The following is a 20,650-nucleotide window of genomic DNA, read 5'->3' as shown; positions in this document are numbered from 1 at the left end:
GGTCCGGCGGGGGGCGTTCACCTTCCCCCCCCGGGGGGTAGGTGCCGCCGGCGGGGCCATCGAGCACACGCCGCGGCTAGTCCTTGCTTCGCGCGCTGGTGATCACGCGGTAGCCGAGGCCGGCGGTGCTCTCCTCGACCAGGAACAGTCGGCCGTCGTGTTCGAAGGGCTTGGGCATCGTCTCGGCGACGGAGACGCCCAGGCGCAGCGGATACTCGTCGAGTACGCGGATGTGCCCGGTTTCCGGGTCGAAGTGGACCAGGCGCGGGGGCTTGCTGCCTCGGGCGTTGACCCACACCCGCAGGCCGCCGTCCCGGTCCACCGCGATCGGCGCGGCCTTGCTGTCCACGCTCACGCCCACGACCTTGACGGCGGCGGGCAGCGCGGAGATCCAGCGCACGCGGCCGCTCGCCCGGTCGATCGCGATGATCTGGTTGGCCCCGGGCGTGCTGGACGCGTGCACGGACCGGCCGTTGTTGCCGGGAACGTAGATCGTGCGGTCGTCGGCCAGGATGCGCGGCGCGGTGCCGCGCGCGTCGCCGATCAGCGGGCCGCCGGCCTCGATCGGGTAGGCGGGCTCGCCCCGGTCGGACAACACGATCAGCCGCGTCGGCCCGCCCGGTGCGTTCGGCTCGTCGACGATCACGGGGGAGGTGGCGACCACCGGCGATCCGCCCTTGGCGACGGTGCCGTCCCGGGGCAGCTTGTGCACCCAGGCCGGCTTGCCGGTGAGCGGGTCGACCGCCCACACGGCGTCGGTGGTCCCGCACAGTCCGTTGGCGACGAGCGCGGGGCCGCCGCGGAAGCCGGTGACGTGGCAGCCCGCCGCGAAGGTGCGGTCCGCGACCCACAGTTGAGCGCCGTCCTTGATCCGGAACGCGGTGTCGCCGCTGACCGCGACACCGCGCGAGACGGCCAGGCGTTCGCGGGCGGGGGTGTCCTTGGCGGGGCGCGGCTTGCTCCACACCTCGGTGCCGGAGGTGATGTCGATGCCGGCGATCCGGTCGCACGCGGTACCGACGCCGTAGACGACGACGGCGATCGGGCCGTCGGTCTCGGCGCCGGCCGCGCACATCGCGGCACCGTTCGGGAGCGGCTTCTCCCACACGGTGGCCCCGCTGTCCACGCGGTACGCCACCACCCGGGCACGTTCCGAGCGGACCACGGTGTCGCCCTGGAACCAGGTGCCCTCCAGCGTGCGCGGGTCGGCGACCGCGTTGTCGGGGGGCTTGGGGCCGTCCCGACCCTCCTTCAACGCCCAGGCGACGGTGACGCGTTCGCCGACGTTGTCGTAGCCCTGGGGCTGCCGGACGGCCTGCCGGACCGCGCCGACACCCGCGATCGCGAGTACCACCAGGGCCAGGATCGTGCCGCGGAGCAGGATCGGCCGATCGCGCGCGGGCCGGACCCGGTCCGGGGCGAGCGGCGGTCCGAACACGAAGTGGTGCGCCGAGGCGGCGGGTTGCAGCGGCATCGGGGCCGGCGTCGGCGGGAGCGGCGAACCGGGGCCGGCCGGGCCGACATACCCGGCTCCGTGCGGGTGCGGGTGCGGGTGCGCGTGCGGGTAGGGCGTGGGCTGCGGATGCGGGTCGTGCAGCGGCAGGTTGGGGTTGGCGACGAAGCCGCCGCCGGAGGCGTTCGGGAACGGCGCGGGTCGGGGCTGTGGTTGGGCCGGGTCGGGGGCGGCAGGCCGGCTGTGAGGATGGCCCGGCGACTGGGGTGCGGTCCGATCCGACGGCGGGGCGAACGCGGGTGGCGTCTGGGCCTGGGCCGGCGGGGCGAACGGCGGAGGTGTCCCGGGCGACGCCGGCGGGGCGTACCCCGGGGGCGTGGACTGCCCCGCCCGGGCCCGGCGTTGCTCGTCCCACGGGTCCTGCGAGTCCTGCCGGTTCGGCGCGCCGTCCGGGTCGTGCGGGTGCCGCGGGGTGCTCACGCGCCACCTCCCGCGATACCGGGTAGCACCGGTGCGCCGAGGCCGACGTCGCGGGGACCGGGCAGGTCCTTCTTGAGGTCGCCGCGGTCCAGCGGGCCCACCGACTGGCCGACGTTGTGCAACCACAACACCAGGAACGCGATCACGGCGGCCGATGCCGCGGTGATCAGCACACACACCACGATCACCCGCACCTTGCGCGGCGCGGCCGGCCGGTTCGCCGCGGGCGGCTCCGTCGCCCCGCCCCACGATTGTGGTGTCGGTCCCGGTCGTGGTGTCGGCCCGCGGCCCCGACCCTGCCCCGGCAATGAGTGCGTCATGACGATCGCGCCCCCCGTGTTCCTGTCCCGAATCCACCCCGTGCCGCGACCGCGATCCGGCACCCTCGACGCAACGCCGCGTCGATCACCGTACCGACCCCGGCCGGTTCCCGCCGACAATCACCCCCCGCCCGACGTGGAACCCGCGCCGGGCGCGGGCTCGACGGACGCTCTGCGGGAGGCGGCCGGGACCACCTTGTTGGCGGTTTGTCGAGGTGGGGCAGGATGGCGACGCGTCGATCGACGTCGTTGTCGTAGCGGGGAAGTGGATCGTGTCGTTTCAGCATCCGGCCGGGGGCGAGCAGCCGCCGCCCGGTGGTGGGCCCTATGGGCCGCCGCCGGGATACGGGGCACCGCCGCCCCCCGGTCAGTCGTACGGTGGGCCCTACGGTCCGCCGCCCGGGGCCCACCAGCCGGGCGCCCACCCCTACGGATACGGGGCCCCCGGGCAGCCGATGTACGGGCCGCCGCCCGGATACGGCCCTCCGCTGCCGCCGGAGCGCCGCGGCCCCAAGGTCGCTCTGATCGTGACGGCCGTGGTCGGTGTGCTGGCGGTCGGTACGGTCGCCGTGCTGGGGGCGACCGGGGCGTTCTCCTCCGATGACAAGGACTCGGTGGCCGAGCCCGCGTCGTCGGTTTCCGCGCCGGTGACCGGTGGGCCGACCACGCCGACCACGCGGCCCACTTCGGCGCCGCCGGCGCCGCCTCGGCCGACGAGCACGGCGTCGACGGCCAAGCGCCGGGTGGACACCCCCGCGCGGGCGGGCGGCCTCGATCGTATGGGCGACGACGTCTATCCGCTCCAGACCAGCATCCGGCGGCAGGCGGTGGCCGGTTCGAAGGTCGCCGCCTACGGTCCGGCCGGGGCGACCACCCCGACCGCGCTGGTGATGGTGATGGCCAACCCCTCGCCGCTGTTGTCGCCGACGACGGTGATGGATCAGATCATCGAGGGCATGCAGGACGGTGCGCAGGAGAAGTCGGCGGACATGGGCAACGTGCGCGAGATGACTCCCGGCGCCCTCGGCGGTGTGGTGCGTTGTACCAGCATCCGCTCGGGGGGCAAGGCGCTGCCCACGTGTGTGTGGGCGGACGCGGACACGGTGGGGGTCGTCTACGCGATCAACGAGACGTCGTTGGACGCCGCGTCGGCACTGACCCTGCGGGTGCGTCCCGATCTGGAGAAGTGACCGGCCGTCCGGAGCGTGACCCACCACGTGGGGAAGCGACCCACCGGTGATTTCGGTGCACGCGGCGGGCCGGCTCGATTCGTCGAGTCGGCCCGTTCGCATTCCCGGGACCCGCTGCCCGCTCCGGCGATACCGGGATTCGGGGCGGGTCGGCCGGTGTCCACCTTCGGCCCGGTCGCCGACTGCGCCGGCGAGCCAAATCGGGGCGGAGTTCTTGGTGGCTCGTCCCAACGCGGTACTCGGAGTGCTCATTATGCTTCGAGGAGTGGCTACGCGAGGAGTCGGTTATGGTTGCCCCGTTCGACACGACGGATTTCCGGCGTACCCTCGGATACCTGCCGACCGGGGTAACGGTAATCACCACCACCGACCCGTTCGGCCGGCCCGTCGGTATGGCGTGCAATTCGTTCATGTCGGTTTCGTTGAATCCCCCACTGGTCATGTTGTGTGTCGGTGAGGCGTCGGCGACGCTGGTGGATCTTCGACAGAACGGCGGATTCTGCGTCAACATCCTCGGCAGCGACCAGGGGCAGTTGTGTCGGCAGTTCTCGGTCAAGGACATCGATCGATTCGCCGGTGTCCGGTGGAGCGAGTCGGCGGCCGGCCCGGAATTGTGTGACGCGCTCGCCTGGATGTCGTGTTCGATCGACGTCGAGCATGTCGCCGGGGACCACGTCATCATCATTGCCGAGGTCACCGGGCTGCGAGTGAATCCGGACGAGCCCGAGCCGTTGGTATTTCATCGCGGCCTGTTCGGGTCCTTTCGGGAGAGCGCGAAACCGGTCGCGGCCGGGGCCGCACCCGGAGCGGGAGCCGGCGCCGGCGGCCGGACGGTGTCGGTCGCCCCGAGTACCGCCGGATAGGCGTACGCGCCGCCCGCATCTCGCGCCGCGGACGCACGGCGAGCCGACCACGCCTCGCCGTTGCCCGAAGGCACGCGAGCGCACCGCCGTAGCCGAGCCCCCGAACGCGCGGCCCCGCAGCGCCGTACCGCGGCGCAGGCGCCCGCCCGCACCGGCGCGCGACCGGCGCGGACCGGCCCGGCAGCCTCGTTCGTCCCGCCCGAATCGCCCGCCACACGACCCCCACGCGGGTCGGCGTCGGCGCCGCGCGGGCCGAACCCGCGGCAGATCCACCGTCGTTCGCACTGGTATCGGCAGGTCGTGCGCGCCATGCTTGCCCACACCTTCCGCGCCGCGTGTCGTCGTGCCGCCGGCGGAAATGGCGGAAACGGGGCAGCGGGAACGGTCTTTCCTCTCGCATATCGCTCACCATGGCGGAGAATGGCTCATTAGGGATTAATTTTTATATACCGGCCAAATGGTAGAGACATTGAACGCTGCTCGGGTATCCTTCCGGGAGGTAAATGGAAGGAATGCTTAGTTCACTGGGAGTGCCTTTGTTTCCCGAACCGGGTGCCGGAATATTCGAAGTTTATGAATGGAGTTTAGGCCAGGACGGATTCGCGGTCGACGATGTCACGCACGAGTTCGGATTCGAGAGTCCCGGCCGGGGTGAGGAGATCGTGGCCGAACTCCTGGAACTTCGGCTCATTCAACCGTCCCGTCACCAGGACGCCTGGTTCGTCCCGGCGGACCCGAGTATGGCCTCCTCCCGGCTCCTGACGCGCAGCGAGCGCGAGTTGCTCGGTTGGAAGATGGCGACGGGCCAGCTCCGGAACGAGCTGGCCCGACTTTCGCTGCTGTTTCGGTCGAGCAGGTTCGGCGATCGGAATGTCAATTCATTCGACGTGGTCAAGGAACCCGAGACGGTCGAATTGCTGCTTTCCGAGGCGGCGGCGCACAGTTCGCACGAGGTCGTCTGTATGCAGCCCCGCGGCGGGCGGCCGATCGACGAGTCGATCGAGGCGCAGACCCGGAATTTCCGACTGCTCGGCCGGGATGTGCGCCTGCGTGTCCTGTACCAGCACGCGGCCCGGTTCGACATACCGATCCGCGAGTATGCGGGGAAGTTGGTCGACGCCGGTGCCGAGTTGCGGACGGCCGGAGCGCTGTTCGGCGAGATATACATCTTCGACCGCTCTTCGGCGTACATCCTCGCGAGCGGCGACGAGGGCGGTGCCGTGGTCGTGCAGGAGCGCTCGCTCATCGACTTTCTCTACTCCTGTTTCGAGCACGTCTGGGCGACCGCGAAGGATTTCGACAGTCGACGGGCCGAAACCGAAGTCATCAGCAGCGACATGAAGAAGGAGATCGTCAAGATGCTGATCTCCGGCGCGAAGGACGAAGCCATCGCCCGGCGTCTGGGCGTGTCGGTCCGCACCTGCCGTAAACATATCGGCCAGGTTATGCAGATGTTCGGCGCGACGAGCCGGTTCCAGTTCGGCTACCTCGTGAAGGAGGCGAACCTGGCGGAGGACGTGTAGCGGTGGCCGGTTCCGTCCACCCCTTGGCCGGCTGCGGCGCGGCCGCGCCCTCCCCTCGACCCGTCCGTCGGCGCGCGCCCGCCGTGGGGACCGTTCGGCGCATGACCGGGTACCCGTGTGCTGGTCAAGTGCAGGGTGCGTGAGTTTCCTCAAGTGGAAGTGCAGCTTGATGAGCGGGTCGGGGGGTGGAGTCCGCAGCGCTTCTGTCACACACTGTAGGGAGTCGCAACCGCACAACGGCGGGATGTTCGCCGAACACCAGCCGAACACCAAGGGGGCCGCGTCGATCCGTTCATCCCTTGCGTCACCGGTCCACCCGAGCGTTACAAGCGGGGTTTCGGGGGCACGGCGGCGAGGTAGGTTGCGCATGGAGAATCCTGCTCGAATTCATTCACTGGTCATTTTCCCCGGGTGCGGGGTGGCATAGGATTTCGTACCCAGGGCGGCCTTGCAGTCGGCGTCGCAAAGATGCGACTCGGTCGACCTGACGATCCATTATTCTCGTGTTCGCTTGTCTCGACGAGTGGACACTCTCTTGATGTGCACAATTCCTTCCGAAAGTATTTCCGCACGCGATCTTTCCGCACGCAAACTTTCCACACGCAAACCGGGGGTGGTTATGAGCGGGTCTGTCGTTCGTGATATCGGTCGGGGGTTCAGAAAGCCCTTCGCCGTTCCGGGACGGGCGGGCGTGGTCGACCGATGACCGAAAACGGGCGCGCGCCGCAGCTTGCGGTGTTCGGCGCGGGAGTGATGGGAATCGGGATCACGACCCTCGCGGTCGGGCGCGGGGTGCCGGTCGTCCTGGTCGACGTGGATCCGGCACGGCTGGGCAACGCCCGCGAGCGAGTACGGGACGAGCTTCGGCTCGCCCACATGATGGGCGCGCTCCCGCGCGGCGGGCCGATCGGCGAGTTGGAACTCGCCGACTCCGCGGTGGCGGCGGCGGATGCGACCTGGGTGATCGAGGCGATCACCGAAGTGGCCGAGCTGAAGGCCAAGGTGCACCGGGAGATCGCCTCCGTGGTCGCGCCGGGCACGCTGCGGATCACCAATACCTCGTCCATTCCGGTCGACGAACTGGCGGGGGAGGTACCCAACCCCGACTCCCTGCTGGGCGTGCACTTCATGAATCCGCCCTACCTGATCGGGACGCTCGAGGTGATCCGGGGGCCGCGGACCGGCGAGGCGGCGATGACGGCCGTGCGAGACCTGCTGGCCACGTTGGATCGCAAGGGGATCGTGGTCGGGGACGGGGCCGGCTTCGTCACCAGCCGCCTGCTGCACCGGATGATCAACGACGCGGCGAACATCGTCGAGGAGGGGCGGGCCGGCGTCGAGGACGTCGACGCCCTGATGGAGGGCTGTCTCGGACACCCGACGGGCCCGCTGCGCACCGCCGACCTGATCGGTATCGACAACCTGGTCGACTCCCTGGTGGTGCTCTACGAGCGCACCGGGGACGAGGGTTGCCGGCCCAGCGAGTTGCTCCTGCGCAAGGTCGCCGAGGGCAACCACGGCCGTAAGACCGGGCGTGGTTTCTACGAGTACGGCGTCCGCTGATGGCCGGCCAGGTGGAAGTGGACGAGCGCCTGCTCGACTACGTGCGGTCGGTGTCCCTGCGCGACGACGAGATCCTGCGCGACCTGGTCGCCGAGACCGCCTTCATGCCCGCGCTCAGCGCCATGGTGACGATGCCCGAAGAGGGGCAACTGCTGGCCATGCTGGTCGGGTTGACCGGCGCCGGCCGAGTGCTGGAGATCGGCACCTTCACCGGCTACAGCACGCTGTGCATGGCCCGGGCGCTGCCGCCCGGCGGGCGGATCGTCACCTGCGACATCAGCGAGCGCTGGACCAGGATCGCCCGGCGGTACTGGGAACGGGCCGGGGTCTGCGACCGGATCGAACTGCGGCTGGGGGACGGCGCGCAGACCATGGTGGACCTGCTCGCCGAGCACGGGCCGGAGACCTTCGACCTGGTCTTCGTCGACGCCGACAAGACCGGCTACGCGCGTTACTACGAAGAGGCGCTGACCCACCTGCGGCCCGGCGGCCTGATCGTGCTGGACAACACCCTCTACTTCGGGCGGGTCGCGGACCCGGAGGCGGACGACGCCGACACCGAGGCCATCCGCGCGCTCAACGCCGCGCTCCTGGTCGACAGCAGGGTCGAACTGTCCATGCTCGTCATGGCGGACGGCATCACGTTGGCACGCAAGAACAAGGTGCAATAGGAAGGGACTTTTCCCATGACGGACCAGACAACGGATCTGACGGTCGCCGACATCGAGCAGCGGATCGGCGAGTTTCTCCAGGCGAAGACCAGGCTGACCTGGGAGCCGGAGGTGGACCTGTTCGCCTCGGGCGCGGTCTCCTCGCTGTTCGCGATGGAGCTGGTGGTGTTCGTGGAGAGCACGTTCGGCGTCGCGGTGGAGGGTGCCGACCTCGCCATGGACAAGTTCCGCACCGTGCGCTCGATGAGTTCGCTGGTGACCCGGCTGCGCACCGGTGGTGACGGTGCTTGACGCCCTGACCGCCCTGGTGACCGAGACGGTCGCCGACGCCGCGGGCGAGTGGGACGTGGCGGGCGAGATTCCGATCGACGTCCTGCGCGGACTCGGCGCCAAGGGCGTGCTGTGCGCCGAGGCGAACCCGACCTTCGGCGGGCTGGGCCTGTCCGGCGCGGCCAACGGCGAACTCGCGGCGCACACGGGCGCGTTGTGCAGCTCGCTGCGCAGCGTGATGACCTCCCAGGGGATGGCCGCGTGGACGATCCAACGGTTCGGTGACAAGGCACAGCGCACCGAGTACATCGGCCGGCTCACCGGCGGCGAACTGGCCGCGGTGGCGTTCAGCGAGCCGGGCGCGGGCAGCGATCTCGCCGCGATGGCCACCGAGATTCGGCGCGACGGCGACGAGATCGTCGTGGACGGCACCAAGACGTGGATCACGGTCGCCGCGTACGCCGACTGGATCCTGGTGTTCGGTCGCCACGAGCGCGGCGCCGCGGTCGCCGTGGTGCCGACGTCGGCGCCCGGTGTCCGGGTGACCCGGGTGGCCGAACCGCTCGGCTGCCGAGCCGGCGGGCACGCCACCGTGGAGCTGGACGAGGTGCGGTTGCCCGCGACGAACCTGCTCGCGGTGGCCGGCCAACCGGCGCTCATGCTGACCACCATCGCGCTGACCTACGGCCGGCTGTCGGTGGCCTGGGGCTGCGTGGGAATCCTGCGCGCGTGCCTGGCGGCCGTCGCTCGACACGCGGCGACCCGGGAGCAGTTCGGCAAGCCGCTGCTGCAACACCAGCTCGTCGCCCGGCACCTGGCCGAGCTCTATGCCGCGGAACGAACGGCGACGTTCGCCTGCGAGCAGGCGAGCCGCAGTTGGGACGCGGGTTCGCCGGAGCAGGTACCGGCGTCGGTCCTGGCCAAGCACGTCGCGGCCGGGAACGCCGCGCGCGGCGCGGCCTCGGCGATGCAGGTGCTCGCCTCCGCGGGGGCGGCGGGCGGGCACGTGGTGGAGCGGGCGTACCGGGACGCGAAGTTGATGGAAATCATCGAAGGCAGCAACGAGATCTGCCAGTTGATCCTCGCTGAGCACGCCGCCTCGGCGGCGGGCTGAGCGGTCGCAGAAACGGGGGCGAAGATGTCCGAAACACAACCGGTCGTGAAGTGCCTGGTGTGGGATCTCGACAACACACTGTGGAACGGCACGTTGGTCGAGGACGGCCATGTCGAGGTCGACGACGTCGTGCGCAAGGTGATCGTCGAACTCGACGCGCGGGGCGTGTTACAGGCGGTGTCCAGCCGCAACGACCACGACGAGGCGTGGGCGCGGCTGGAGGAGCTCGGCCTCGCCGAGTACTTCGTCCTGCCGCACATCGGCTGGGGCCCGAAGTCGGAGTCGGTGCGCCGGATCGCCGAGCAGTTGAACTTCTCGCTCAAGACGATCGCGTTCATCGACGACCTGCCGACCGAGCGCGCCGAGGTCGAGTACCACCTGCCGGAAGTGCGCTGCTACCCGGCCGAACAGGTCGGCGTGTTGCTCGGCCTGCCCGAGTTCAGCCCGGCGGTGGTCACCGTCGATGCGCGCCGGCGCCGGCAGATGTACCAGGCCGGGTTCGAGCGGGACCGGGAGCGGGAGCAATACCACGGCGCCGACGAGGAGTTCCTGCGCTCGCTCGACCTGGTGATGCGGATCGGCAAGGCCAGGGACGAGGAGATCACCCGGGTCGAGGAACTGACCCTGCGGACCAGCCAGATGAACGCGACCGGCGTGCACTACTCGGATGCCGCGCTGCGTTCGTTCCTGTCCGACGAGAGCCACGACGTGCTGGTGGTCTCGATGAGCGACCGCTTCGGACCGCACGGCGCGGTCGGGGTGATGTTGATCGAGAAGACCCCGAGTGCCTGGCACATCAAACTGTTGGCGACCTCGTGTCGGGTCGTCTCGTTCGGCGCGGGCGCGGTACTGCTGCGCTGGCTCACCGACGCCGCCGCCCGGGCCGAGGTGCACCTGGTCGCCGACTTCCGGCGCACCGAACGCAACCGAATGATGGAAGTGGCTTACCGGTTCGCGGGGTTCACCACCGCGACCTGTGCCTGCCTGGACTCGTTCTCGCCGCCCGAGGGAACCGAGTGCCTGCATCTGGAGCCGGTCCGGCAGGACGCGCCCACCACCATGCGCGTCCTTACGCCGGAACCGAACGTCGACGGCCGTGAAGCGGAATGGCTGTAACCGGGGCTCATCGCTCGGTCGACCGCTGAACAGGAACGATCTACGGGGGATCTCTTGCAGTTCTTGGTGCTCGGCCCGTTAAAACTGATGGACGACGAGAAACCGATCGCGATCGGTGGCGACCGACGCCGAGCCACACTCGGCCTGTTGCTGCTCAACGCCAATCGCGAAGTGGCGACCAGCAAGCTCCTCGAAGGTCTGTGGGGCACGGAGGAGACACCGGCGACGGCGCGCAAGATCCTGCAGAACGCGGTTCGCGGCCTGCGGGTGATGTTCGCCGAGCACGCGCGTGACGACGCGCGTCCGCCGGCGCTGCTGACCTGTTCGCACGGCTACCAGTTGCAGGTGGACCCGGAACAGGTCGACATGTTCCGGTTCCACCGCCTGGCGCAGGCCGGCCGGGCGCAACTCGCGGCCGGCCGCCCCGCCGCCGCGGCGGTCACCTTGGGGGAGGTGCTCGCCCTGTGGCGCGGCGAGGCGCTGGCCGACCTGGTGGAGAGCGGGCACTCCTGGGCGGAGCTGACGGCGTTGCAGAACGCCCGCCTGGACGTGATGGAGGACTACTACGAGGCCGAGCTGGCCAACGGGCGCCACCAGGCCGTCCTGGGCGAGCTGGAGGCGATGGTCGAGGCCGAGCCGCTGCGCGAACGGGCCTGCCACCAACTGATGCTCGCGCTGTACCGCAGTGGTCGTCAGGCCGACTCGCTCGCGGTCTACCGGCTGGTGCGGCTGCGGCTGGCCGAGGAATTCGGGCTGGAACCCGGCCGCGAACTAAGGCTGTTGCAACACTCGATCCTGGTGCACGACCCGGCCATCGCGGCGCCTGCGGGGCCGCCGCCACCGGTGGTGATCTCCGGGCTCGGGCAGCCGGCGGAGCGGCCCGAGCCACCGGTGCGCAGGGCGGTCCAGCTCGTCGCTCCGCCGACCCCCGGCGTGCGCAGCACGGTCAGCGCCGTGCTGATCCGCGCCGACTTCGGGGCCGGCCGTCGGGTCACCGACATCGGCGAGGCGCTGGAGCGCACCGCGACGACCGTGCACGAGGAGGTGGAGCGGGTCGGCGGCGTGGTCGCCGGATCGACCGGCTCGGTGACGCTGGCCGTGTTCCGGCCCACCTCGCCGCACGAGGACGGCGCCGAGCAGGTCGCCGAACGCGCGGTGCACGCCGCGATGTCGTTGCGACAGCGGATCTGCCTCGACGTACCGGACGGCGAGCGGCCCGCGCTGCGGGTGGCGGTGTCCACGGGCGAGGTTCCGGTCCGTCCCGGCCAGACGTTGCTGGAGCCACTGCCGGTCAACGGCGCGCTGCTCGCCGACTGCGAGTCGCTGCTCCAGTTCGGCGAGGACGCCGAGATCGTGGTCTGCGGTCGGACCAGAAGGCTGACCGGGGCGGCGATCCGGTACGGCCGCGAGGGCGGCCTGCGTCCGCGCTGGACCGTCAAGGGCCGCTGCCGCGAGCCCTTCGCCCAGCCGGAGGTCTTCGACCGCGAGCCCGAACTCGACGTGCTGAGCAGCTTGTTGGAGCGCGTGCGCCGTCGTGCCCGGCCGCACCTGGTGCTGGTGTTGGGTGCCCCGGGGATCGGCAAGTCGCGGTTGCTCACGGCGTTCGAACGTCGCGTCCAGGACGCGGCGACCGTGCGGCTGGAACCCGGCGGGCCGGTGGCCACCCCGAACGTGGCCAAGCTCGCCGAACACCGCCCGCTCGTGGTCTTCGCCGACGACCTGCACCTGGCCGACAGCGCGACCCTGGAGACCATCGAGGACCTGCTTCGGCTGCCCGAGCCGATGCCGCTGCTGGTGGTCGCCGCGGCCCGGCCGGAGTTGTTCCGCCGCCGCCCCGGATGGGGCGACGGTCAACGACAGGCGAGCTGGATGACGCTCGAACCGGTGACGCTCGACCCACCCGTCGAAGCACCGTACGAGCACACCATGCCGACGCTCTGCCACGCCGCCGGCTGAGCACGGACCCGATTCCTTGGTTCGGGGAGCCAGATTCGCGGCCCGGTATGGGTTTCCTGAACCCGGCTGCCCACCGCCCCCGCAGGGTTGACTGGCCCAGTTGAGTACTCGGCCGGAGGAGTGACGACACGATGGAGAACGAGGGCAGGCTGCGGAATTACCTCAAGCAGGCGGTTGGGGAACTGCAGGACACACGCGAGCGTCTGCAGGAACTGGAGCGGGCGGCCGGCGAGCCGATCGCGATCGTCGGCATGGCCTGCCGCTTCCCGGGAGGTGTCGTCTCGCCCGACGGGCTGTGGGAGTTGGTGCTCGAAGGCCGGGACGCGGTCGGCGACTTCCCCACCGACCGCGGCTGGGACATCGACGGCCGGTACGACCCCAATCCCGGTGTGCCGGGCAGCTTCTACGCGCGCGGCGGCGGATTCCTGTACGAAGCCGCCGAGTTCGACGCCGAGTTCTTCGGGATCTCGCCCCGCGAGGCGTTGGCGATGGATCCGCAGCAGCGACTGCTCCTGGAGACGTCCTGGGAGGCGCTGGAGCGGACCGGGATGGACCCGCAGTCGTTGCGGGGCAGCGAGACCGGGGTGTTCGTCGGACTGATGGGCCACGGCGGCCAGCGCTACGGACTCGGCGCGGAGGAATCCGGGCAGGGCGGTGACGGCTTCGGCGGCACCGGGAGCGCGGCCAGCGTCGCGTCCGGCCGGATCGCCTACCTGCTCGGCCTGGAGGGGCCGGCGTTGACGGTCGACACGGCGTGCTCGTCGTCGCTGGCCACCATGCACCTGGCGAGCCGGGCCCTGCGGATCGGGGAGTGCTCGCTGGCGCTGGCCGGCGGGGCGTCGGTGATGGCGTCGCTGGACACGTTCGTGGACTTCTCGCGGCAACGCGGGCTGGCCGAGGACGGCCGGTGCAAGGCGTTCTCGGCCTCGGCGGACGGCACCGGCTGGTCCGAGGGCGTCGGGATGGTGGTGCTGGAGCGGCTCTCCGACGCCCGGCGGCTGGGGCATCCGGTGCTCGCGGTGATCCGCGGCAGCGCGGTCAACTCCGACGGCGCCTCCAACGGGTTGACCGCGCCGAACGGGCCGTCCCAACAGCGGGTCATCCGCCAGGCGCTGGCCGACGCGAACCTCACCCCCGCCGATGTGGACGTCGTGGACGCGCACGGCACCGGCACGCGGCTCGGCGACCCGATCGAGGCGCAGGCGCTGCTGGCCACCTACGGCCTGGACCGGCCGCGGGAGCAACCGCTGTGGCTGGGCTCGCTCAAGTCCAACATCGGACACACCCAGGCCGCCGCCGGAGTCGGCGGCGTGATCAAGATGGTGTCGGCGCTCCGACACGGCGTGCTGCCCCGGACGCTGCACGTCGACGAGCCGACACCCGCGGTGGACTGGACGTCGGGCGCGGTGGAACTGCTGACCCAGGCGCGTGCCTGGCCGGAGACCGGCCGACCGCGCCGAGCCGCGGTCTCGGCCTTCGGGATCAGCGGTACCAACGCCCACCTGATCATCGAACAAGCCCCCGCGGAGCCGGTATCCGACCCGGCCGAGTCGGATTCGGGGCCCGCGCCCGCGACGGTGCCGCTGTTGTTGTCCGCCTCCTCGCCAACCGCGCTCGCGGCCAGGGCACGCCAGGTGCACGAGCACCTCGCGGCGCACCCGGACGCGCCCGTGGCCGGCGCGCTGGCCACCCGGGCACCCCGACTGGTGCACCGCGCGGCCGTGACCGCCGCCGACCCCTCGGCGGGACTGCTCGCACTCGCCGACGGGCGGCCGTCCCCGGACGTGCTGCTCGGCGCCGCCCGGGCACGCGGCAAGACGGTGTTCGTCTTCCCCGGTCAGGGTTCGCAGTGGTCCGGGATGGCCCTGGACCTCTACCGCGAGTCGGACGTCTTCCGGGCCCGACTGGACGACTGCGCCCAGGCGTTGGCGCCGCACGTCGACTGGGACCTGCGCGACGCGCTGGCCGGACCCCTGGACCGGGTCGACGTCGTACAACCGGCCCTGTGGGCGGTGATGATCTCGGTCGCCGCCCTGTGGGAACACCACGGCATCGTGCCCGACGCGGTACTGGGCCACTCCCAGGGCGAGATCGCCGCCGCCCACGTGGCCGGCGCGCTCTCCCTCGCGGACTCCGCGGCCGTCGTCGCCCTGCGCAGCAAGGCCATCACGCGACTGGCCGGCACCGGCGGCATGGCCTCGGTACAACTCCCGGCCGCGGACGTCGCCCACCGGATCGAGCGGTACGCGGGCGCGGTGGAGATCGCCGCGATCAACGGGCCCGGCAGCACGGTCGTCTCGGGCACCCCCACCGACCTGGCCGACCTCGTCGCGTCCTGCGCGGCCGAGGAGATCCGCGCGCGGATCATCCCGGTGGACTACGCCTCGCACTCGGCGCACGTCGAGGCCCTGCGGGACGAGATCGTCACGGCGCTCTCCGGCATCGAACCGCGACCCGCCCGGGTCCCGTTCCACTCCACCGTCACCGACGAGGTGCTGGGCGGACCGGAGTTGAATGCCGAGTACTGGTTCCGCAACCTGCGCCGCACCGTCGGCTTCGCCGCCGGCACCCGCTCGTTGCTCGACTCGGGCCACCGAACGTTCGTCGAGGTCAGCGCCCACCCCGTGCTCACCACCGCGATCGGCGAGACGGCCGAGGAGGCGCAGGCGTCCGACGCGCTCGTGCTGGAGTCGCTGCGCCGCGACGAGGACGGGCCGGCCCGCTTCCGCGCCGGACTGGCCAGGGCGTACGTGCACGGCGTCGACGTCGACTGGCGAATACCTCCCGTCTCGGCGGAGTTGCCGACGTACCCGTTCCAACGCCGGAGCTACTGGCTCAAGGAGCTCGCGGCCGTCGGCGACACCTCGGCGCTGGGCCTGCAACGCGCCGACCACCCGCTGCTCGGCGCGGTGTTGCGCTCGGCGGACGCGGACACGACGGTACTCACCGGCCGGTTGTCCCGAACCGCCCAGCCCTGGCTGGCCGCACACGGGGTCGGCGAATCGGTGCTGCTGCCCGGCACCGCGATGGTCGAACTCGCCCTGCACGCCGGCGACCGCGTCGGCTGCGGGCACCTGGCCGAACTCACCATCCAGACACCGGTGGTCCTCGACACCGACCTGGACCTCCAGGTGCTGATCGGCGCCGAGACCGACGGCCGCCGGCCGGTGAGCATGTACACCGGCCCGAGCGGAGGCAACGACTGGACCCGGCACGCGAGCGGCGTATTGACCGCCGAGAGCCCCGCCGCGCCCGGTGACCTGACCGCCTGGCCGCCGCCGGGCGCGGTCGCGGTGCCGTTGGACGGGTTCTACGAGTCCCTGGCCGACCGCGGCTACCGCTACGGCCCGGTATTTCGCGGCGTGCGCGCCGCGTGGCAGGACGGCGACGTGAGCTACGCGACGGTCGCGCTGCCCGAGGAGCAGGACATCGCCGGCTTCGGGCTGCACCCGGCCCTGTTGGACGCGTCGCTGCACGCGGCGGGCCTGAGCGGCGCGCAGGAGCTGCGGATGCCGTTCGGCTGGACCGACGTGCACCTGCACGCCACCGGCGCCCGGACGGTCCGAGTGCGGCTGACTCCGGTGGGGCCGAGTTCGATGGCCGTGCTCGTCACCGACGAGGCCGGCCAAGTGGTGGCCTCGGTGGGCGAGTTGGCGTTGCGGCCGGTGGACGCGGGCGCGTTCGGACGGACCCGGGTGGACGACTCGGCGCTGTTCGGCCTGGACCTGGTGCCGGTCGAACTGCCGGAGCCGGCCGCGGAGCAGGGCTGGGTCGCGCTCTCGGGCGACGACCGTCCGGAGTCGGCGGCGGCGGCGACCGCCGGGTTGTGGACGTGCCCCACCGGCGAACCGGAGGAGGTCGTCGGCCGCACGCTGGACTTCGTCCGTGAGTGGCTTGCCGAGCCGCGGCTCGCGGACGTCCCGCTCGTCGTGCTCACCCTGGCGGACGAGCCGGCACATCGCGCGGTGACCGGACTGTTGCGCACCGCGCGCACCGAGCACCCGGGTCGGCTGCGGCACCTCGACGTCGACCGACACCCGTATACGCAGCAGGCGTTGCCGGCCGCGATGGTCGCCGAACATCCGGAGCTGGTGCTCCGCGCCGGCGTCGGCGCGGTGCCCGGGCTGGTCCGGGCGTCCGCCTCGCCGGCGCTGCCGGAGCCCAAGGATCAGCCGTGGCGCCTGGCTCTGACCTATCGCGGCGAGTTGGACGGCCTGTCGCTCACCGCGTGCCCCGAGGTGCTGCGCCCGCTCGACGCGGGTGAGGTGCGGATCGCGGTGCGCGCGGGCGGGTTGAACTTCAAGGCCGTGCTGCTGGAACTGGGCATGGTGGCGCAGGACGGCTGGTCGTCGCTGGGCGAGGGCGCCGGGATCGTGCTGGAGGTCGGCGCGGAGGTCACCGGATTGGCCCCCGGCGACCGGGTGATGGGCTTGTTCACCGGCGGACTGGGCTCGGTCACCATCTCCGATCGCCGACTCGTCGTGGCGATGCCGAAACGCCTGTCGTTCGCGCAGGCCGCCGGAGTGCCGGTGGTGCACCTGACGGCCTACTACGGTCTCGCGGACCTGGCCGAGTTGCGGGCGGGCGAATCCCTGCTGCTGCACGCCGCGACCGGCGGGGTGGGCTTCGCGGCCCTGCAACTGGCCAGGCACTGGGGCGTCGAGGTGTTCGGTACCGCGAGTGCCGGCAAACGGGACGTGCTGCGGGCGTGGGGATTCGACGACGACCACCTCGCCGACTCCCGCAGCCTGGGCTACGCCGCGCGGTTCACCGAGAGCACCGGCGGGCGCGGGGTGGACGTGGTGCTCAACGCCCTGGCCCACGAGCACGTCGAGGAGTCGCTGGCGCTGCTGCCGCGTGGTGGGCGGTTCGTGGAGATGGGCAAGACCGACATCCGCGACGCGCAGGAGATCGCGCAGACGTATCCCGGGGTGCGGTACCGGGCGTTCGACGTGATGGAGGCCGGCTTCGAGCGCATCGGCGAGATGCTGGAGGAGATCCGGGTCCTGTTCGACGAGGGTGCGCTGCGGCCGATGCCGCTCACCACGTTCCCCGTCCACCGCGCGCCGGAGGCGTTCCGCCACCTGAGCCAGGCGCGGCACATCGGCAAGATCGTGCTGACCGTGCCCGCGCCGCTCGACCCCGACGGCACCGTGCTGATCACCGGCGGGACCGGAGTGCTCGGCGGCCTCATCGCCCGGCACCTGGTCGCCGAACACGGCGTGCGCCGGCTGTTGTTGACGAGCAGACGCGGCCCGGCGGCGGAGGGCGCGGCCGAACTGGTCGCGGACCTGCGCGCGGCCGGCGCCGAGGTGGCCGTGCCGGCGTGTGATGTCTCCGACCGGGACTCGCTGGCGGAGCTGGTCGGTTCGGCACACCGGCTGACCGGGGTGATCCACGCGGCCGGGGTGATGTCGGACGGCGTGCTGGAGGCGCTGACCCGAGCGGATCTGGACACCGTGCTGCGGGCGAAGGCACAGTCCGCGTGGCATCTGCACGAGCTGACCCGCGACCACGACCTGGCCCTGTTCGTGTTGTTCTCCTCGGCCGCCGGGGTGCTGGGCAACGCGGGACAGGGCGGGTACGCCGCGGCGAACGCCTACCTCGACGGTCTCGCCGAACATCGGCGCGGGCTGGGCCTGCCGGGCACCTCGATCGCGTGGGGTCTGTGGGCCCGGGAGAGCGCGATGACCGGCCACATGAGCGAACTCGACCGGGAACGGCTGACCCGGATGGGCCTGGGGGCGATCTCCGACGAGCAGGGCCCGGCCCTGTTCGACGCCGCACTGGACCTGCACCGTCCGGTGGTGCTGGCGGCGCCCGTCGACGTGGCCCGGCTGCGCGAGAGCGGCCGTGCGGTGCCGGACCTGCTGCTCGCGCTGGACTCCGCCGGACCGACCCGCCGCAGGGTCGTGGCGGCGGTTGCCGCGGCGAGCCACGCGGACCGGCTCGTCGAGTTGCCCGAACGCCAACGGCGCAGGGAACTACTGGAACTGGTACGGGAGTCCGCGGCCGTCGTGCTCGGGCACAGTACGGCTGCGGCGGTCGACGCGGACAGCGCGTTCAAGGAACTCGGGTTCGACTCGCTGACCGCGGTGGAACTGCGCAACCGACTCGGCAACGGCACCGGACTGCGGCTGCCCCCGACGGTCGTGTTCGACCACCCGACACCGGCCGAACTCGCCGGCTTCCTGAACGAACTGCTCGTGCCCACCGAGGAAACGACGGTGCGCTCGATCGTGACGGAACTCGACCGGCTCGCCGTGACCGACCTCGACGAGAACGAACGAGCGGTGCTGGCCAAGCAGTTGCAGGAGGTGCTGCGCCGACTCGCGGCACCCGAGGACGCGGGTGGTGAGGAGCGCGACTTCACCGCGGCCTCCGACGACGAACTATTCGACTTCATCGACGGCGAACTCGACATCGCGTGATCTTGCACGTCCGAACGGAAGGGGGCTGCCCGGGATGTCCAACGAGCAGAAGCTTCGAGAGTATCTGCGGCGGGTCACCACGGACCTGCAGCGAGCACAGCGGGAACTGCGCGATGTCGAGGCCGCCGCGCGCGAGCCGATCGCGATCGTCGGCATGGCGAGCCGCTTCCCGGGTGCCGCGCGCACCCCCGAGGACCTGTGGGAACTGCTCCGCGACGGCAAGGACGCCCTCAGCGAATTCCCGACCGACCGCGGCTGGGACATCGACCGGTTGTCCGACCCGGATCCCGAGACGTCGGGCACCACCTACCTCACCCGGGGCGGATTCCTGCCCGACGCCGGCCGGTTCGACGCCGAGTTCTTCGGCATCTCGCCGCGTGAGGCGTTGGCGATGGATCCGCAACAGCGGGTGCTGCTGGAGACCTCGTGGGAGGCCCTGGAGAACGCCCGGATCGATCCGACGTCGCTCCGGGGCAGTTCGGGTGGCGTGTTCGTCGGGGTGATCCCGCAGGAGTACATGCCCCGCGCGGGGGAGACGCCGGCGGAGTTGGAGGGCTTCGTCCTCACCGGCGGCACCACGAGCGTCGCCTCGGGGCGGATCTCCTACGTGCTGGGCCTCCTGGGGCCGGCGGTGACGCTGGATACGGCGTGCTCCTCGTCGTTGGTGTCGATACACCTGGCGGAGCAGTCGCTGCGCAGCGGGGAATGCGACATCGCGCTCGCGGGCGGCGCCACCGTGATGGCCGGCCCCAGCGTGTTCGTGGAGTTCTCCCGGCAGCGTGGGCTCGCGCCGGACGGATACTGCAAGGCGTTCGCGGCGGCGGCGGACGGCACCGGCTTCTCCGAGGGCGTGGGGGTGCTGGTACTGGCGCGGTTGTCGGTGGCCCGACAGCGCGGGCTGCCGGTGCTCGCGGTGATCCGGGGCAGCGCGGTGAACTCCGACGGCGCCTCCAACGGCCTGACCGCGCCGAACGGTCCGTCCCAGCAGCGGGTGATCCGGCAGGCGCTGAGCAATGCCGGCCTCTCGCCCGCCGAGGTGGACGTGGTGGAGGCACACGGCACGGGCACCCGGTTGGGTGACCCGATCGAGGCGCAGGCGCTGTTGGCCACGTACGGGCAGGCGCGGTCGGCCGATTCGGACGATCAGCCTTTGTTGTTGGGCTCGTTGAAGTCGAACATCGGGCATACCCAGGCCGCGGCCGGGGTGGCCGGGGTGATCAAGCTGGTCATGGCGATGCGGCACGGAGTGGTGCCGAAGACGTTGCACGTGGACGCGCCGACACCGGCGGTGGACTGGTCGGCCGGGTCGGTCGAGCTGGTGACCGAGACGCGGCCGTGGCCGGCGACCGGGCGGCCCCGGCGCGCGGCCGTGTCGTCGTTCGGGATCAGTGGCACCAACGCGCACGTCATTCTCGAACAGGCGCCCGAGATCGTCCCGGAGCCGGCGGCGGAATCGGTCTCCGCGGGGGACGAGCCGGTGTCGGGGGAGCCGGTCGAGTCCTCGGTGGTGCCGGTGGTGGTGTCGGCGCGGTCGGCGGAGGCGTTGCGGGCTCAAGCGGAACGGTTGGCGTCCTTGGCGGCCTCCGAGTCCTCGGCGGCCTCGGTGGCCGGCGACGAGGTGTCGTTGTCGGATATCGGGTTGTCGGCGGCGGTGTCGCGGTCGACGTTCGAGCATCGTGGTGTGGTGGTGCCCGCGGATC

13 protein-coding genes are annotated in these 20,650 nt (G+C 71.4%); 11 read left to right on the top strand and 2 right to left on the bottom strand.

All coding sequences use genetic code 11. From position 1 onward, the window contains the following. Nucleotides 1-76: 76 nt before the first annotated feature. On the bottom strand, nt 77-1,933 hold the full coding sequence (locus ACFXMF_RS37430; RefSeq protein WP_379990459.1) for a PQQ-binding-like beta-propeller repeat protein: 1,857 nt from the start codon (nt 1,931-1,933) through the stop codon (nt 77-79). Further along, nucleotides 1,930-2,121 (bottom strand): hypothetical protein, encoded by a 192-nt coding sequence (locus ACFXMF_RS37425; protein WP_379990460.1) that lies wholly within the window; start codon nt 2,119-2,121, stop codon nt 1,930-1,932. Before ACFXMF_RS37425 ends, ACFXMF_RS37430 begins: the two co-directional genes overlap by 4 nt. A 404-nt stretch (nt 2,122-2,525) precedes the next feature. Here ACFXMF_RS37425 and ACFXMF_RS37420 point away from each other — a divergent pair, with 404 nt between their 5' ends. The 11 genes from ACFXMF_RS37420 to ACFXMF_RS37370 form a co-directional block, all read left to right on the top strand. Beyond that, complete coding sequence (locus ACFXMF_RS37420) at nt 2,526-3,443, top strand: hypothetical protein (RefSeq protein WP_379990461.1); 918 nt, start codon at nt 2,526-2,528, stop codon at nt 3,441-3,443. A gap of 287 nt (nt 3,444-3,730) precedes the next feature. Continuing rightward, a complete protein-coding gene (locus ACFXMF_RS37415; protein ID WP_379990462.1) occupies nt 3,731-4,306 on the top strand; it encodes a flavin reductase family protein in 576 nt (191 codons plus the stop codon). A gap of 662 nt (nt 4,307-4,968) precedes the next feature. Then, nucleotides 4,969-5,829 carry a helix-turn-helix transcriptional regulator gene (locus ACFXMF_RS37410; RefSeq protein ID WP_360322532.1) on the top strand — a complete coding sequence of 287 codons (861 nt, stop codon included), beginning with the start codon at nt 4,969-4,971 and terminating at the stop codon, nt 5,827-5,829. A 702-nt stretch (nt 5,830-6,531) separates the two neighbouring features. After that, nucleotides 6,532-7,392 carry a 3-hydroxyacyl-CoA dehydrogenase family protein gene (locus ACFXMF_RS37405; protein WP_360322529.1) on the top strand — a complete coding sequence of 287 codons (861 nt, stop codon included), beginning with the start codon at nt 6,532-6,534 and terminating at the stop codon, nt 7,390-7,392. Beyond that, on the top strand, nt 7,392-8,063 hold the full coding sequence (locus tag ACFXMF_RS37400) for a class I SAM-dependent methyltransferase (RefSeq protein ID WP_360322526.1): 672 nt from the start codon (nt 7,392-7,394) through the stop codon (nt 8,061-8,063). The genes ACFXMF_RS37405 and ACFXMF_RS37400 overlap by 1 nt, the downstream gene beginning before the upstream one ends. 15 nt (nt 8,064-8,078) lie before the next feature. Further along, entirely contained in the window at nt 8,079-8,354 is a 276-nt protein-coding gene (locus tag ACFXMF_RS37395; protein WP_360322523.1) for an acyl carrier protein, read from the top strand. Continuing rightward, a complete protein-coding gene (locus tag ACFXMF_RS37390) occupies nt 8,338-9,447 on the top strand; it encodes an acyl-CoA dehydrogenase family protein (RefSeq protein ID WP_379990464.1) in 1,110 nt (369 codons plus the stop codon). The genes ACFXMF_RS37395 and ACFXMF_RS37390 overlap by 17 nt, the downstream gene beginning before the upstream one ends. Before the next feature lie 24 nt (nt 9,448-9,471). Then, on the top strand, nt 9,472-10,563 hold the full coding sequence (locus tag ACFXMF_RS37385; protein ID WP_360322517.1) for an HAD-IIIC family phosphatase: 1,092 nt from the start codon (nt 9,472-9,474) through the stop codon (nt 10,561-10,563). 87 nt (nt 10,564-10,650) lie between these two features. Further along, on the top strand, nt 10,651-12,519 hold the full coding sequence (locus tag ACFXMF_RS37380; RefSeq protein ID WP_379990465.1) for a BTAD domain-containing putative transcriptional regulator: 1,869 nt from the start codon (nt 10,651-10,653) through the stop codon (nt 12,517-12,519). Nucleotides 12,520-12,668: 149 nt separating this feature from the next. After that, nucleotides 12,669-18,950 (top strand): type I polyketide synthase, encoded by a 6,282-nt coding sequence (locus tag ACFXMF_RS37375; protein ID WP_379990467.1) that lies wholly within the window; start codon nt 12,669-12,671, stop codon nt 18,948-18,950. 34 nt (nt 18,951-18,984) lie between these two features. Beyond that, nucleotides 18,985-20,650 (top strand): type I polyketide synthase (locus ACFXMF_RS37370; protein ID WP_380021006.1); only part of this gene is annotated, 1,666 nt, incomplete at its 3' end.

This window comes from Embleya sp. NPDC059213 (genome assembly GCF_042754445.1).
GTDB lineage: Bacteria > Actinomycetota > Actinomycetes > Streptomycetales > Streptomycetaceae > Embleya.
The sequence above is the reverse complement of the archived record's forward strand: the minus strand, read 5'-3'. Positions and strand labels throughout refer to the sequence as shown.

What these genes read in the sequence shown, in the direction of transcription:
- ACFXMF_RS37415 (WP_379990462.1), top strand. Translation starts at nt 3,731, where the DNA reads ATGGTTGCCCCGTTCGACACGACGGATTTCCGGCGTACCCTCGGATAC.
- ACFXMF_RS37405 (WP_360322529.1), top strand. Translation starts at nt 6,532, where the DNA reads ATGACCGAAAACGGGCGCGCGCCGCAGCTTGCGGTGTTCGGCGCGGGA.
- ACFXMF_RS37400 (WP_360322526.1), top strand. Translation starts at nt 7,392, where the DNA reads ATGGCCGGCCAGGTGGAAGTGGACGAGCGCCTGCTCGACTACGTGCGG.
- ACFXMF_RS37395 (WP_360322523.1), top strand. Translation starts at nt 8,079, where the DNA reads ATGACGGACCAGACAACGGATCTGACGGTCGCCGACATCGAGCAGCGG.
- ACFXMF_RS37385 (WP_360322517.1), top strand. Translation starts at nt 9,472, where the DNA reads ATGTCCGAAACACAACCGGTCGTGAAGTGCCTGGTGTGGGATCTCGAC.
- ACFXMF_RS37380 (WP_379990465.1), top strand. Translation starts at nt 10,651, where the DNA reads ATGGACGACGAGAAACCGATCGCGATCGGTGGCGACCGACGCCGAGCC.